The organism is Serratia sp. OLAL2 (assembly GCF_002752475.1).
GTDB lineage: Bacteria > Pseudomonadota > Gammaproteobacteria > Enterobacterales > Enterobacteriaceae > Serratia > Serratia bockelmannii.
This window is the reverse complement of sequence record NZ_MSTL01000011.1, coordinates 1-14,747: the sequence shown is the minus strand read 5'-3', so window position 1 is coordinate 14,747 and position 14,747 is coordinate 1. Positions and strand designations below refer to the sequence as shown.

Genomic DNA, 14,747 nt, shown 5'->3' with positions numbered 1-14,747 from the left:
CCACTGGCTAGGGTAGGGTTGGCTGAAAAACCAGCAGAAAAAGGCAGTATAATCATCTTTATTGGCATAAAGTTCAGCACGGACTTGCACTTGTGTGCGCGGGCAAATAGAGTTAAAGAGTGAATGTTTGCCGCGGTGGCAATGTATTGGAACAACAGAGATAGCAATGATGCAGGATTTGCGTCTGATATTAATCGTTGTTGGCGCGATCGCCATAATAGCGCTGTTATTGCACGGTCTGTGGACCAGTCGCAAAGAACGGTCAGCGCTCTTCCGCGATCGCCCAGCCAAACGTTCCCAAAAGGAACGTGAACAAACTCCGATCGACGATCTCGAAGAAGGCGTCGGTGAGGTGCGCGTACGCGCCGCTCACCCGCAAGACGAGCCGTCATTCGGCCATTTCGATGCCGCACGCGAAGAACCCGTGGCCGCGCCGAAGCCCGCTCCGGCGGCTGCGCCAGCGCCCCACGCCGTTCAGCCGGCTGCCCATCAGACGCCGCCTCCGCTGTCTCAGCGGCCGGAATATGATGATATCCTGCTGAACAACTACGCGCCGGACGAAGAACAGGCCGAACCGCAGCAACCGCAACCGGCCGTGCGCCGTGAGCCGCGCGTCGACGATCTGCCGCATGAACATGAGGCGCCGCAGGGGGCAGAACCGGCATTCCACGCCGAACCGGCTCCTGTGCAGCAAGCGCCGGAAGTGAAGCCTGCGCCGGAACCTGCACCGCAGCCTGCGGCTGCGCCAATTCAGGCTAAGCTGAAAGAGACCGTGCTGGTGCTGCACGTCGCGGCCCATCAGGGCGGCGTGATCGGCGGCGAAGTGCTGCTGCAGAGCGTGTTGCAGGCGGGCTTCCAGTTTGGCGAGATGGGCATCTTCCACCGCCATATCAGCCCGGCCGGCAGCGGCCCGGTACTGTTCAGCCTGGCGAACATGGTCAAGCCGGGGTCGTTCGATCCTGACATGATGTCCGATTTCTCCACGCCGGGCGTGTCGATGTTCATGATGGTGCCGTCTTACGGCGACGCCAATCAGAACTTCAAGCTGATGCTGCAGTCGGCGCAGCGCATCGCCGACGACGTGGGCGGCGTGGTGCTGGACGACGAGCGCCGCATGATGACGCCGCAGAAGCTGGAAACCTACAAAGCGCGTATCCGTGAAGTGTTGGAAAACAACGCCTGACCGGGTTGCCGCGCGCACTGAACATCCGTAACAACAAAGCCCCCGCTAGCCGGGGGTTTTTTATCTTTGATGGTGAGCCATGGAATCGATAATCCAACAAATCAATCAACTACGAGCCACATTGCGCCATCATGAATACCAGTATCATGTGCTGGATGCGCCCGAAGTGCCGGATGCGGAATATGACCGCCTGATGCGTGAGCTGCGCGAGCTCGAGAGCGCGCATCCGGAGCTGATCACCGCCGATTCGCCGACCCAGCGCGTGGGCGCGGCGCCGCTTGCGGCGTTCGACCAGGTGCGTCACGAAGTGCCGATGCTGTCGCTGGACAACGTGTTCGACGAAGAAAGTTTCCTGGCGTTTTACAAGCGCGTGCAGGACAGGCTCAAAAGCAGCGATCCGCTGACCTTCTGCTGCGAACTGAAGCTGGATGGCCTGGCGGTCAGCCTGCTGTATGAAGACGGCGAACTGGTGCGCGCGGCGACGCGCGGCGATGGCACCACCGGGGAGAACATCACCACCAACGTGCGCACTATTCGCGCCATCCCGCTGCGCCTGACCGGCGACAACATCCCGCGCCGGCTGGAAGTGCGCGGCGAAGTGTTCATGCCGCAGGCCGGTTTTGAACAGATGAACGAAGAGGCGCGGCGCAAAGACGGCAAGGTGTTTGCCAATCCGCGCAACGCCGCCGCCGGTTCGCTGCGCCAGCTCGATCCGCGCATTACCGCTAAACGGCCGCTGACCTTCTTCTGCTACGGCGTCGGCCTGCTGGAAGGCGGCGAGCTGCCGCGCAGCCACTTTGAGCGCCTGATGCAGTTCAAGGCCTGGGGCCTGCCGGTTAGCGATCGCGCCCAGCGCCGCACCGGCAGCGAGGAAGTGCTGGCGTTTTATCGTCAGGTCGAGCAGGAACGCGCACAGCTCGGTTTCGACATCGACGGCGTGGTGATCAAGATTGACGACATCGATCTGCAGGAAACGCTGGGCTTTGTGGCGCGAGCACCGCGTTGGGCGACGGCGTTCAAATTCCCGGCCCAGGAGCAGATCACCGTGGTGCGCGAAGTGGAGTTTCAGGTTGGCCGCACCGGCGCGATTACGCCGGTGGCCCGCCTTGAGCCGGTGTTGGTGGCCGGGGTGACCGTCAGCAATGCCACCTTGCACAATGCCGATGAAATTGAGCGGTTGGGGCTGCGCATCGGCGATACGGTGATCGTGCGCCGCGCCGGCGACGTGATCCCGCAGGTGGTGGGGGTGCTGGAAGACCGCCGGCCGCAGGATGCGCGCGAAGTGGTGTTCCCGCTGCACTGCCCGGTGTGCGGCTCCGACGTTGAGCGCGTGGAAGGCGAAGCCGTGGCGCGCTGCACCGGCGGTCTTATCTGCGGCGCGCAGCGCAAAGAGGCGTTGAAGCATTTCGTTTCCCGCCGCGCGCTGGACGTTGAAGGCATGGGCGACAAGATCATCGAGCAACTGGTGGACAAGGAGTACGTGAAGAACCCGGCCGATCTGTTCCGGCTGTCCGCCGGCATTCTGACCGGTCTGGATCGCATGGGGCCGAAATCGGCGCAGAACCTGGTCAATGCGCTGGAGAAATCTAAACAGACCACCTTCGCCCGCTTCCTGTATGCGCTCGGCATTCGCGAGGTCGGCGAAGCGACCGCCGCCAACCTGGCGGCGCATTTCGGATCGCTCGAGAAGTTGTTCGCCGCTGACATCGAGGCGCTGAAAGAGGTGCCGGACGTCGGCGAAGTGGTGGCCAAACACACTCGCAACTTCCTCGATGAAGCGCTCAATCAGCAGGTGATCAACGAGCTGGTGGGCGCCGAGATCGGCATTCACTGGCCGGCGCCGGTGGTGGTGGCGGCGGAAGAGATAGACAGCCCGTTCGCCGGCAAAACCGTGGTGCTGACCGGCTCGCTGAGCCAGCTGTCGCGCGACGAGGCCAAAGATCGCCTGACGGCGCTGGGCGCCAAGGTCAGCGGCAGCGTGTCGAAGAAAACCGATCTGGTGATCGCCGGTGAGGCGGCCGGTTCCAAGCTGGCGAAGGCGCAGGAGCTGGGTATCGCCGTGATCGACGAAGCGGAGATGATCCGCTTGCTGGGTGAGTGATGGAAAAAGAAAACCTGCTGGAGATCGCCAATACCGTGATGCCGTTCGGCAAGTACCAAGGGCGGGTGCTGATCGATCTGCCCGAAGAGTACCTGCTGTGGTTCGCCCGCAAGGGCGAATTCCCCAAAGGCAAGCTCGGCATGCTGATGGAGATGACGCTGGCGATTAAAATCGAAGGGCTTGACCACCTGGTCAAGCCGCTGAAGAAAAGCTGAACTGACGGGCCTTGGCCCGTCTTTTTTTTACCCGCGCGACGCCTGCGCGTTGGGCACCGCCTGTTGCGCCTGCTGCTTGCGCTGATACCTTTTCGCCAATACCGCACAGGTCATCAGTTGCACCTGATGGAACACCATCAGCGGCAGCACCATGATCCCCACCGTCGCCGCCGGGAACAGGATATTGGCCATCGGAATGCCGTTCGCAAGGCTCTTCTTCGAACCGCAGAATACGATGGTGATCTCGTCTGCTTTGCTGAACCCCAGCCAGCGCGCCATGTAAGTGTTCACCACCAGCACGATCGCCAGCAGCACGATGCTGCCACCGACGATAAACGCCAGTGAGCCCATCCCTACCTGATGCCAGATGCCGTGCGTCACCGCCTCGCTGAAGGCGGCGTACACCACCAGCAGAATTGAAGTCTGATCGGTTTTACCGATAAGTGGCCGATGGCGTTCGATCCAGCCGCCGATCAGCGGCCGCAGCAGGTGACCGGCGACGAACGGCACCAGCAGCTGCAGCACGATCGAACCGACCTGCCGCAGGCCGCCGGTATCGCCGTGTACATTCATCAACAAGCCGACCAGCAGTGGCGACACGAAGATCCCGAGCAGGCTGGAGGCGGAAGCGCTGCATACCGCCGCCGCGACGTTGCCGCCCGCCAGCGAGGTGAAGGCGATGGCCGATTGCACGGTGGCCGGCAGGATGCACAGGTAGATGAAACCGGCGTACAGCTCGGGGCTGACGTCGATCGGCGCCCACCAGGCAAACAGCACGCCCAGCGCCGGAAAAATGATGAAGGTGCTGCACATCACCCACAGATGCAGCCGCCAGTTGTTGCTGCCGGCCAGGATGGCCTCGCGCGACAGCTTGGCGCCGTGCATGAAAAACAGCAGGGCGATGGCGGCGATGGTCAGGGCGTTGAGCCAGCCGACGAACTCGCCGCGCGCCGGCAGGAACGACGCCAGCAGCACGGTGGCGATCAGCGTCAGGGTAAAACGATCGGGCAGGAATCTCATGGCGATGCGCTCGGGTAGAAAATCGATGGGGCTATTCTCCCGCGCGGGCATATAATAATAAAATTGATTTATTTAATTCATCCATGAATAAAACACATGAATTACTCACTCAAACAGCTGCGGGTGTTCGTCGCCATCGCCCGCCACGGCAGCTTCAGCCGCGCCGGTGAGGCGATCGGCCTGACGCAATCGGCGGTCAGCCACAGCGTGAAAGAGCTGGAAGCGGAGGTCGGCGTGCGGCTGCTGGATCGCACCACGCGTGAAGTGGTGTTGACCGACGCCGGTCTGCGGTTGGCCAACCGGGTCGAGCGGCTGCTGGACGAGCTGCAGGCCGCGTTGCTGGATGCGCGCAGCTTTGGCGTACAGCGCAGCGGCACGGTGCGGGTGGCGACGAGCCAAACCATTTCCGCCCATCTGATGCCGCAGTGCATCGCCGCCGGCGAGCGTGAATATCCGGAGATCCGCATCATGCTGCGCGATCAGGCGCAGCAGCAGGTGCTGCACAGCGTGCGCAACGCCGAGGTGGATTTCGGCATCGTGGTCGATCCGGTACAGGCGGTGGATCTGGAGTGCGAAGCGGTGCTGCATGAACCTTTCCTGTTGCTGTGCCGCGACGATCATCCGTTCGCTGCGCAGCCGGCGGTGCGTTGGTCGGCGTTGAACGGTTGCCGCCTGGTGTTGCAGGATTATGCGTCGGGCAGCCGGCCGCTGATCGACAGTGCGCTGAGACAGCAGGGCGTGGAGGCGCAGGTGGTGCAGGAAATCGGCCATCCGGCCACGCTGTTCCCGATGGTGGCGGAGGGGATTGGCATCAGCATTTTCCCGGCGTTGGCGCTGCCGTTGCCGGAAGGGGGGCGGCTCCGGGTGCGGCGGCTGGTGCCGGAAATTAACCGCGCGCTGATGCTGGTGCGGCGCAAGAACCGCTCACTGACGCCGGCGGCGGAGGCCATCTGGCAGGTGGCGCGTCAGCAGGCGGCGCTGCTGCAACAGCGCCGGCGGGAAAACGCGGCATATTGACTCAGATATAGACGTCCACCGCGTTGAGCGGCGTTGGGCGGTTTACGCCGTCGCCGGATTGCGCCGCGGCTTTTTCCATTTGCTCCTGCTGCTGCTTTTCCATTTCTTCTTTCTGGATGCGCGCGATCTCGGCTTGCAACATCTTGATCTGCGCTTCGATCAGCTGTTTCTGCTTTTCGATCTCTTTGGGATCGGCGTCGGAATCCTTCAGTTCCACCAGCTTTTGCTGCAGCGCCTGAATCTGCCGGTTCAGCGCCTTGATGCGCGCCGAAGCGCGGCTTTCATTGAGGTTAACCGGTTCGTCATTGCCGTTGGCGCGTTCGTTTTTCTCCATCTTGCCGCCTTGCGGCTGGTTGTTGACCGGTTTGGCCATCAGCAATTCGCCCTGATGGCCCGGCGCGCTAAAGACGTTGCTGACGCCGGGAACGGTATTCTTGATCGGTACGATCATGGTGATGGTGGTCGACATGGTTGCTCTCCCTGAGTCTGGATCTCGCTGTTCAGGGTATCGGCAGCGGCGGCTAAATCTTTACCTGCTGCAAACGCGGCCAGCGCAGCAGCCAGCCTTTGTCGACCACGCGCTGGGCATAGGCCGTGTGATCGCCATTTTTCACGTTGAAGGTAATGGTGTCGTTGAACAGCGCCGCGAGCCCGAAAGGGGCGACCAGCGTGATGCTATCGTCGGCGTTCAGGCGCGCGCCGATCGCCGTTTCCACTTCGGTCCAGAAGCTGATGGCCTCTTCGCTGTTGCGGTAGGGCGCCCGGCCGCCGCGCAGGTGCATGCGCGCCTGGTTCTTGACCGACCACGGCTGCGGCAGCCACTGTTGCAGCCGCGCCTCCAGCATGCGATCGCGTTCGGCGTCCGCACGCTGCGCATCGAAGTGGATCACGTCGATATCGTTGAGCGGCGTGGGCTCCCTATAGCCGTGGCGCCGATCCCACACCAGGTTGCGTACGAAGCCGGCGCCGAGGCACCAGTCATTCAGGCCGAGCCGGCGCACGGTGCGCAGGGCGGCCATGCGCGCGTTATCTTGTTGCAGCCAGTCGATAATTTGCCGTTGCGGATCCATCACCCCTCCTGTTTTCGCGGCTACTGTAACCCGAAGCGGCGGCGGGTGAAATGGGGGGACGCGTGGTGGCGGCGATCGCGTGCAAAATAATTTTCTTTTCCCACTGACTACACTTGGTGCAGGGCTGTTATCTCGTCACTCGGGGCAAGGGAGGGGGTTATGTATCAGGCAACGGTGGGCCAACGCGGCTATCGCTTTGGCGATCTGCGTCAGCTGATGGCGAAAGCTTCGCCTGCGCGTTCCGGCGATTATCTGGCGGAGGTGGCGGCGCAAAGCGCCGAAGAGCGTATGGCGGCGCGTATCGCGCTGGCGGATTTGCCGCTCAAGGCGTTCCTGCAGCAGACGCTGGTGCCGTACGAGCAGGACGAGGTGACGCGCCTGATTATCGATAATCACGATGCCGCCGCTTTTGAGCCCATCTCGCACCTCACGGTCGGCGATTTTCGCGACTGGCTGCTGAGCGAGCAGGCCGACAGCGCCATGCTGGCGCAGGTGGCCGCCGGCATTACGCCGGAGATGGCAGCGGCGGTGAGCAAGATCATGCGCAATCAGGATCTGATCCTGGTGGCGAAGAAGTGCCGGGTAGTGACGCGCTTTCGCAATACGATTGGCCTGCCGGGCCACCTTAGCGTGCGGCTGCAGCCCAATCACCCGACCGACAGCCTGCAGGGCATCGCCGCCAGCATGCTGGACGGCCTGCTGTACGGCAGCGGTGATGCGGTGGTTGGCATCAATCCAGCCAGCGACAGCCTGCCGCTGCTGGAAAAGCTAAACTACATGCTGGACGACGTGATCCAGCGCTTCGCCATTCCCACCCAATCCTGCGTGCTGACCCATGTGACCAACACGCTGCGGCTGATGGAGCGCGGCGCGCCGGTGGATCTGGTGTTTCAGTCGATCGCCGGTACCGAAGCGGCCAATCGCGGTTTCGGCATCAGTCTGGCGCTGCTGGCGGAGGCGCAGCAGGCGGCGCTGAGCCTCAAGCGCGGCACGTTGGGCGATAACGTGATGTACTTCGAAACCGGGCAGGGCAGTTGCCTTTCGGCTAACGCGCATCACGGCGTCGATCAGCAGACCTGTGAGGCGCGTGCCTATGCGGTGGCGCGCCATTTCTCACCGCTGCTGATCAACACCGTGGTGGGGTTTATCGGCCCCGAATACCTGTATGACGGCAAACAAATTATCCGCGCCGGGCTGGAGGACCACTTCTGCGGCAAGCTGCTCGGCCTGCCGCTGGGTTGCGACGTCTGCTACACCAACCATGCCGAAGCCGATCAGGACGACATGGACACGCTGCTGACGCTATTGGCCGCCGCCGGGTTGACGTTCCTGATCGGCGTGCCGGGCGCGGACGACATCATGCTCAACTACCAAAGCACCTCGTTCCATGACGCGCTCTATATCCGCGAGCTGCTGGGGCTGAAGCATGCGCCGGAGTTCGCCGCCTGGCTGGCGGCGATGAACATTACCGACGAACGCGGGCGGCTGCGCGACGCTGCCGCCAATCATCCGCTGTTGCTGGCGCTGCAGGGAGAACGCGCATGAGCAAATCGGTTCACGTCAACAGCTGGGACGCGCTGCGCGCCTTTACCGATGCGCGCATCGCGCTGGGGCGCACCGGCGCCAGCCTGCCGACCGACGAGCTGCTGCGCTTCGGCCTGGCTCACGCCCAGGCGCGCGACGCGGTGCATCAGCCTTTCGACAGCGAGCGGCTGGCGGCGGATCTGCACGATGCCGGTTGGCCCACGCTGGCGGTACACAGCCAGGCCGCCGACCGCGCCGCCTACCTGCGTCGACCGGATTTGGGGCGGCGATTGGCGCCGGATAGCCGCAGCCTGCTGCTTGGTTTACCGCCGCGCCGCGTCGATCTGCTGCTGGCGGTGGCGGACGGCCTCTCCTCCAAGGCGGTGCACCGCCAGGCGCTGCCGCTGCTGCAGGCGCTGCGGCCCTATCTCGATGCGCTGGGGCTGACCGTGGCACCGGTGGTGCTGGCGCATCAGGCGCGGGTGGCGCTGGGGGATGAGATCGGTGAATGCCTGCAGGCTCGGGCGGTGGCAGTTCTGATCGGCGAACGGCCGGGGCTGTCGTCGCCGGACAGCCTGGGCGTCTATTTGACCTGGGGACCGAACGCGCGCAGAACGGACGCCGAGCGCAACTGTATTTCCAACGTGCGGCCCGAGGGGCTGGATTACCCGCAGGCAGCGTTCCGCCTGGCCTGGCTGCTGGAGCAGGCGTTCCAGCGGCGGCTGAGCGGCATCGAGCTGAAGGACGAGAGCGACAACCCGGCCCTGCACGGCCGGGTGACGCCGCTTTACCCCCAGCTGGGCGGCTGACCGATGGTTTGCTGTAGCAGGGCGGTGAAGGCCGCCAGCCGGGCGGACACCTTCGCCATTGGCCGCAGCAGATAGATGCCTTGCTGCTCATGGCGCGGATCTTCCAGCATCTGCACTAGCTGTCCGTGCTGCACGTCCGGCCCCACCACCCAGTTGGGCAGAAAGGCGATGCCGAGCCCGAGCAGCGCGGCCTGACGCTGCGCGGTGAAGTCGTCGCAGCGCAGCGCCATGGTGCAGCGGCTCATCAGCGCCGCGTCGAGGATTTGCGCCCAGCAGGCCGGCTGCTGCTTGTGGTAGCGGGCGATCAGCCGATGCTGTGGCAGCGCTTCCAGATCGGCCGGCAGGCCATAGCGGGCGACGTAGGCGGGGCTGGCGCACATTACCCAGCGTTGGGTGGCGATGCGGCTGGCGTACAGCGCGCTGTCCTTCTGCTCGCCGATGCGGATGGCGGCGTCGAGCCGTTCCTGCGTCGGATCGGTCAGGCGTTCGGTCAGATCGAGGTCGACCCACAGCTGCGGATAGCGTTCCGCCAGCGTCGGCAGCAGCGGCAGCACATAGGTTTTGCCGAACGTTGGCAGGCAGCTGATGCGCAGCGTGCCCTGCGGCGTTTCGTTCAGCGCGCTCAGCTCGGCGCGAAGGCCGGTAATGTCCGTCATCAGCGCGGTGGCGCGCGTCAGCAGCAGCTCGCCGGCGTCGGTCAGCAGCAGGCCACGGGTGGAGCGCACGAACAGTGCGGCGCCGAGCGCGCTTTCCAGGGCGTCGATGTGGCGCACCAGCGAGGAGGGCACCATGCCCAGCCGGCGCGCGGCGGCGGAAAAGCTGCCCAGGCGGGCCACGTCGAGAAAAATTGGCAGATGTTCTACATAGCGGGCGTCATTCATTTTTGCATTATATGCAAAAGCGTTTCTTATGAATACCCGCTTCTCTGCCGACGGCGCGGCGGCTACTCTGGCTGCGGGTTGACGACGGGCTTCAACGCCGCCTTATCCCGGCCGTATAGAGAGAAAACGCATAAACCTCGCGGCGCTTAGCACTAAATAACAGATGTTTTTCCCAGGCTGCGCGAGCCGCCTGCGGAGTTGATTGTCGCTCCAACACCAGATTAACCGTTCAATTTGATATCCGACCCAGCATTAATGATTAGTGAGCCTTTACTTTAACTCATCATGCTGTTGACTCTGGATATCGGCCGGCCAGCCGTGCCGGTTTTTTTGTCGCCTCAGGCTGAATCGTTCCAACTGATGAACGTGCCTTGGGGGGCATCTTGGCCCGCTGTCGGTGGGTCTTTTGAACGCGCGGAATCGCGATCCCGCGCTGGTGGAGGAGTTAGTCATGAACGAAAAACACGGGTGTTCCTGTGCGCGCCATTTGGCGCAGGGTTTTGCCAGGCAGTCGATCAACGCCGGGGAGGGCGAAATCTATCAAATCTCGCTGATGAGCGCGCTCATCGACGGGGTCTACGAGGGCGAAACCACCATTGCCGAGTTGCTCAAACACGGCAACTTCGGCCTCGGCACCTTCAATCATCTGGACGGTGAACTGATCGCTTTCGACCAGGAAATACACCAGCTGCGCGCCGACGGCAGCGCCCGGCCGGCCGGCCTGCAACAGAAAACCCCCTTTGCCGTCGTCACCTTTTTCCAGCCCAGCGTCAGCCAGCAATTCGACCGGCCGATCACCAAGGCACAGCTGCACCAGTGCATCGACGAACAGGTCGCCTCGCCGAACCTGTTTTGCGCGGTACGGGTTGACGGCGAGTTCAGCCATGTGGAAACCCGCACCGTGCCGCGCCAGGAGCGGCCCTACCGCCCGATGCTGGAAGCGATAGAAGAGCAGCCGACCTTCTCGTTCCACCAGCGGCGCGGCACGCTGGTCGGCTTCCGCTCGCCGGATTACATGCAGGGCATCGGCGTGGCCGGCTATCACGAACACTTCGTTACTGACGACCGCAGCGGCGGCGGCCACGTACTGGACTACCAGCTCGATCATGGCCATTTGCAGTTCGGCGTCATCACGCGTCTCAATCTTCAGTTGCCGCACGATGCGGATTTCTTGCGCGCCAACCTCTGCCCAGAGGATTTGGACCGCGCGATTCGTTCCGCCGAGGGCTAACCCCGGCGATTGTTTTCTTAGGAGGTGGAACCATGGCACAGGAAAAAACAGGCAATGACTGGCAATGCGGCGCCGATTTGGTGGTGAAAAACCTGGAAGCGCAGGGCGTCAAACACGTTTTCGGCATTCCGGGCGCCAAGATCGACCGGGTGTTCGACTCGCTGGAGGACGCGCCATCGATCGAAACGGTGGTGGTGCGGCATGAGGCCAACGCGGCCTTTATGGCGGCGGCGGTCGGCCGCCTGACCGGCAAGGCCGGGGTGGCGCTGGTCACCTCCGGGCCGGGCAGCTCCAACCTGATCACCGGGCTGGCTACCGCCACCTCGGAAGGGGACGCGGTAGTGGCCTTCGGCGGGGCGGTGAAGCGCGCCGACAGCCTGAAGCAGACGCACCAGAGCATGGATACCGTCAGCATGTTCCGGCCGGTGACCAAGTATTGCGCCGAAGTGCATGCCGGTTCGGCGATTTCCGAGGTGATCGCCAACGCCTTTCGCCGCGCCGAGTTCGGCCGGCCGGGGGCGTCGTTCGTCAGCCTGCCGATGGATATCGTCAATGAACCGGTCAGCGCGCCGGTGCTGGCCGGCTGCCGCTTGCCACGCATGGGAGCCGCCGCGGCAGACGACATTCAGGCGGCGGTGAAACTGATCCGCCAGGCTAAATGCCCGGTCTTGCTGCTCGGCCTGCAGGCCAGCCGGCCGGAGAACAGCGAGGCGGTGCGCCATCTGCTGTACCGCACCCATATGCCGGTGGTCGGCACCTATCAGGCGGCGGGGGTGATCGACGTCAACCACTTCGCCCGTTTCGCCGGCCGTGTCGGCCTGTTCAACAACCAGCCGGCCGATCAGCTGCTGCAGAAGGCCGATCTGGTGGTGAGCGTCGGCTATGATCCGATCGAATACGATCCCTGCATGTGGAACAGCCACGGGCGGCTGAAGCTGGTGCATCTCGACGTGCTGCCGGCGGATATCGATACCTGCTATCGGCCGGACGTCGAGCTGGTGGGCAATATCAGCGCCACGCTGAACATGATGACCGAAGCATTCAATGAGGCGGTCTGTGTGCCGCCGGAGGTGGAGCTGATCCTCTCCGATCTCGGCCGCCAGCGCACTGAGCTGGCGGAGCGCGCCGCCCGCCGCGGCGGCATGCCGATCCACCCGCTGCGCATCGTCAAGGAGCTGCAGGACATCGTCAGCGACGACGTAACCCTGTGCGTGGACATGGGCAGTTTCCACATCTGGATCGCCCGCTATCTTTACAGCTTCCGTGCCCGCCAGCTGTTGATCTCCAACGGCCAGCAAACCATGGGGGTGGCATTGCCGTGGGCCATCGGCGCGGCGCTGGTGCGCCCCGGCGACAAGGTGGTGTCAATCTCCGGCGACGGCGGCTTCATGCAGTCGAGCATGGAGCTGGAGACCGCGGTGCGGCTGAAAAACAACATCGTGCACGTGATCTGGGTCGATAACGCTTACAACATGGTGGAAATGCAGGAAGTGAACAAATACCAGCGCAAATCCGGCGTGGAGTTTGGGCCGATTGACTTCAAGGCCTATGCGGAATCCTGCGGCGCGGTCGGTTTCGCCGTGCAGTCGGTGGAAGATCTGCGGCCGATGCTGCGCAAGGCGATGGCGATCCAGGGACCGGTGGTGGTGGCCATTCCGGTCGACTACGCCGATAACTATAAGCTGATGGCGCAGATGAACTTTAGCCAGATGATTTAATTTCATCATCCTCGCGCCGTTTCACCGGGGCAGGCCGCTTGCGCGCCTGCCCGTTTTTATGCGCGGAATTTATCCTTTACATCGCTAACTGCATGATTTATTGCTATCCGTTGGGCTGTTTTTTCACCACTGGGGATAGCGCAATGAAAAGAAAAGCAATAACGATCGGGCTGCTGGCGTTGGCGATTGCCGGCGGCGCGCGGGCCAATACGCTGGTCTACTGTTCCGAAGGCTCGCCGGAAGGCTTCAACCCGCAGCTGTTCACCTCCGGCACCACGGTAGACGCCAGTTCGGCGGCGATCTACAACCGGCTGGTGGATTTCAAACCCGGCACCGTCGAGCTGCAACCCAGCCTGGCGGAAAGCTGGGAGGTGAGCGAAGACGGCAAGCGCTATACCTTCCATCTGCGCAAGGGCGTGGCATTCCAGAGCAATAAATATTTCACGCCCACCCGCGATTTCAACGCCGATGACGTCATCTTCTCGTTTATGCGCCAGAAGGACGCCAACAACCCGTATCACAAGGTCTCCAACGGCGCCTACACCAACTTCGAGTCGATGGAGTTCGGCACGCTGATTGACCGGATCGTCAAGGTGGATGACCACACCGTGCGCTTTGAACTCTCCCGCGCCGAGGCGCCGTTCGTCGCCGATCTGGGCATGTATTTCGCCACCCTATTATCGGCGGAATATGCCGACGCGATGCTGAAGGCCGGCACGCCGCAGCGGGTGGACAACGATCCGATCGGCACCGGGCCGTTCCAGCTGGTGCAGTACCAGAAGGACGCGAAAATCCTCTACAAGGCGTTCGATCGTTACTGGGAAGGCAAGCCGAAAATCGATCGGCTGGTGTTTTCGATCACGCCGGATGCGACGGTGCGTTACGCCAAGCTGCAAAAGAACGAGTGCCAGGTGATGCCGTTCCCCAACCCGGCGGATCTGGCGCGCATGCGGCAGGACGGCAACCTTCAGGTAATGGAAAAATCCGGCTTGAATATCGGCTTCCTGGCGTTCAACACCCAGAAGAAACCGTTGGATAACGTCAAGGTGCGCCAGGCGTTGGCGCTGGCGGTCAACAAGCCGGCGATCATCGACGCGGTGTTCCACGGCGCCGGCCAGCCGGCCAAGAACCTGCTGCCGCCGACTCAATGGGGCAGCAACGCGCAGCTTGAAGACTACCCGTATTCGCCGGAGCGGGCGAAGCAGCTGTTGCAGGAGGCCGGGTTGGGGCAGGGCTTCGATATCGATCTATGGGCGATGCCGGTGCAGCGGCCCTATAACCCCAACGCCAAGCGTATGGCGGAGATGATCCAGGCCGACTGGGCTAAAATCGGCGTGCGCGCCAAAATCGTCACCTTCGAGTGGGGCGAATATTTGCAGCGGATTAAAAACGGCGAACACCAGACCGCGCTGATGGGCTGGACCACCGCCAACGGCGATCCAGACAACTTCTTCGGCCCGCTGTTCACCTGCGCTTCGCTCGGCGGCTCCAACTCGGCGAAATGGTGCTACAAACCGTTCGACCAGCTGATCCTGCAGGCGCGTGAAGAGAACGATCATGCCAAGCGGGTGGCGATGTACCAGCAGGCGCAGGTGATGATGCACGATCAGATGCCGGCGCTGATGATCGCGCACTCGACCATCTTCGAACCGGTGCGCAAGGAAGTGAAAGGCTACGAAATAGACCCGTTCGGCAAACACATCTTCAAGCAGGTGTCGCTGGAGAAGTAACGAAAAGGCCGGGGTAACCCCAATGCTGATCAGTTAGCGTTTTTCTGCAGGCGTTCGTGACATTTTCGGTCGATAAAAGTGAGATGCCCCATGTGGCTCACGCACCTCGACCGAGCCAGGAGCCGAAGGCGCGGCCCCTGGCAACCCGCGCCTTTGCCCTATCAGACGGTTGGCTTTGCCAACTCCCCTCTCTCCGCCATACCGCATTGAGGCCGGTTGCGACAGGCGTCCCTGCCTGTCTCACCTGA

Annotated in this window: 13 protein-coding genes; 9 read left to right on the top strand and 4 right to left on the bottom strand. The window is 62.8% G+C overall.

Annotated features, from left to right (window positions below):
• Positions 1–166 precede the first annotated feature (166 nt).
• The 3 genes from zipA (at position 167) to BVU99_RS08560 (ending at position 3,499) form a co-directional block, all read left to right on the top strand.
• On the top strand, positions 167–1,183 hold the full coding sequence (zipA, locus tag BVU99_RS08570) for a cell division protein ZipA (RefSeq protein ID WP_043140339.1): 1,017 nt from the start codon (positions 167–169) through the stop codon (positions 1,181–1,183).
• Positions 1,184–1,262: 79 nt separating this feature from the next.
• Positions 1,263–3,284: an NAD-dependent DNA ligase LigA gene (gene ligA / locus BVU99_RS08565; RefSeq protein ID WP_049209341.1), complete on the top strand. Its 2,022-nt coding sequence runs from the start codon at positions 1,263–1,265 to the stop codon at positions 3,282–3,284.
• On the top strand, positions 3,284–3,499 hold the full coding sequence (locus BVU99_RS08560) for a DUF3820 family protein (protein ID WP_004936441.1): 216 nt from the start codon (positions 3,284–3,286) through the stop codon (positions 3,497–3,499). Before ligA ends, BVU99_RS08560 begins: the two co-directional genes overlap by 1 nt.
• A 27-nt stretch (positions 3,500–3,526) precedes the next feature.
• Here BVU99_RS08560 and BVU99_RS08555 read toward each other — a convergent pair whose 3' ends face one another.
• Positions 3,527–4,519 carry a bile acid:sodium symporter family protein gene (locus BVU99_RS08555; protein WP_047574159.1) on the bottom strand — a complete coding sequence of 331 codons (993 nt, stop codon included), beginning with the start codon at positions 4,517–4,519 and terminating at the stop codon, positions 3,527–3,529.
• A gap of 96 nt (positions 4,520–4,615) precedes the next feature.
• On the opposite strand from BVU99_RS08555, the gene BVU99_RS08550 reads away from it, so the two are divergent.
• Positions 4,616–5,536 carry a LysR family transcriptional regulator gene (locus BVU99_RS08550; RefSeq protein ID WP_049209340.1) on the top strand — a complete coding sequence of 307 codons (921 nt, stop codon included), beginning with the start codon at positions 4,616–4,618 and terminating at the stop codon, positions 5,534–5,536.
• A 1-nt stretch (position 5,537) separates the two neighbouring features.
• Here the strand turns inward: BVU99_RS08550 and BVU99_RS08545 are convergent, their stop codons facing one another.
• Positions 5,538–6,005: a FlxA-like family protein gene (locus tag BVU99_RS08545; RefSeq protein ID WP_043140327.1), complete on the bottom strand. Its 468-nt coding sequence runs from the start codon at positions 6,003–6,005 to the stop codon at positions 5,538–5,540.
• A gap of 52 nt (positions 6,006–6,057) precedes the next feature.
• Entirely contained in the window at positions 6,058–6,606 is a 549-nt protein-coding gene (locus BVU99_RS08540; protein ID WP_043140323.1) for a nucleotidyltransferase family protein, read from the bottom strand.
• A 159-nt stretch (positions 6,607–6,765) separates the two neighbouring features.
• On the opposite strand from BVU99_RS08540, the gene BVU99_RS08535 reads away from it, so the two are divergent.
• Entirely contained in the window at positions 6,766–8,151 is a 1,386-nt protein-coding gene (locus tag BVU99_RS08535; RefSeq protein WP_099816961.1) for an ethanolamine ammonia-lyase subunit EutB, read from the top strand.
• On the top strand, positions 8,148–8,939 hold the full coding sequence (eutC, locus tag BVU99_RS08530; RefSeq protein ID WP_099816962.1) for an ethanolamine ammonia-lyase subunit EutC: 792 nt from the start codon (positions 8,148–8,150) through the stop codon (positions 8,937–8,939). Before BVU99_RS08535 ends, eutC begins: the two co-directional genes overlap by 4 nt.
• Here eutC and BVU99_RS08525 read toward each other — a convergent pair.
• Entirely contained in the window at positions 8,918–9,820 is a 903-nt protein-coding gene (locus BVU99_RS08525; protein WP_060433800.1) for a LysR family transcriptional regulator, read from the bottom strand. The two genes, eutC and BVU99_RS08525, sit on opposite strands and share 22 nt — an antisense overlap.
• Positions 9,821–10,271: 451 nt before the next feature.
• Here BVU99_RS08525 and budA point away from each other — a divergent pair, with 451 nt between their 5' ends.
• From budA to BVU99_RS08510, 3 genes are all read left to right on the top strand, one after another.
• Positions 10,272–11,051 (top strand): acetolactate decarboxylase, encoded by a 780-nt coding sequence (gene budA, locus BVU99_RS08520; protein WP_099816963.1) that lies wholly within the window; start codon positions 10,272–10,274, stop codon positions 11,049–11,051.
• 32 nt (positions 11,052–11,083) lie between these two features.
• Entirely contained in the window at positions 11,084–12,769 is a 1,686-nt protein-coding gene (gene alsS, locus BVU99_RS08515; RefSeq protein ID WP_099816964.1) for an acetolactate synthase AlsS, read from the top strand.
• 143 nt (positions 12,770–12,912) lie between these two features.
• Entirely contained in the window at positions 12,913–14,499 is a 1,587-nt protein-coding gene (locus BVU99_RS08510; RefSeq protein WP_016926798.1) for an ABC transporter substrate-binding protein, read from the top strand.
• Positions 14,500–14,747 lie beyond the last annotated feature (248 nt).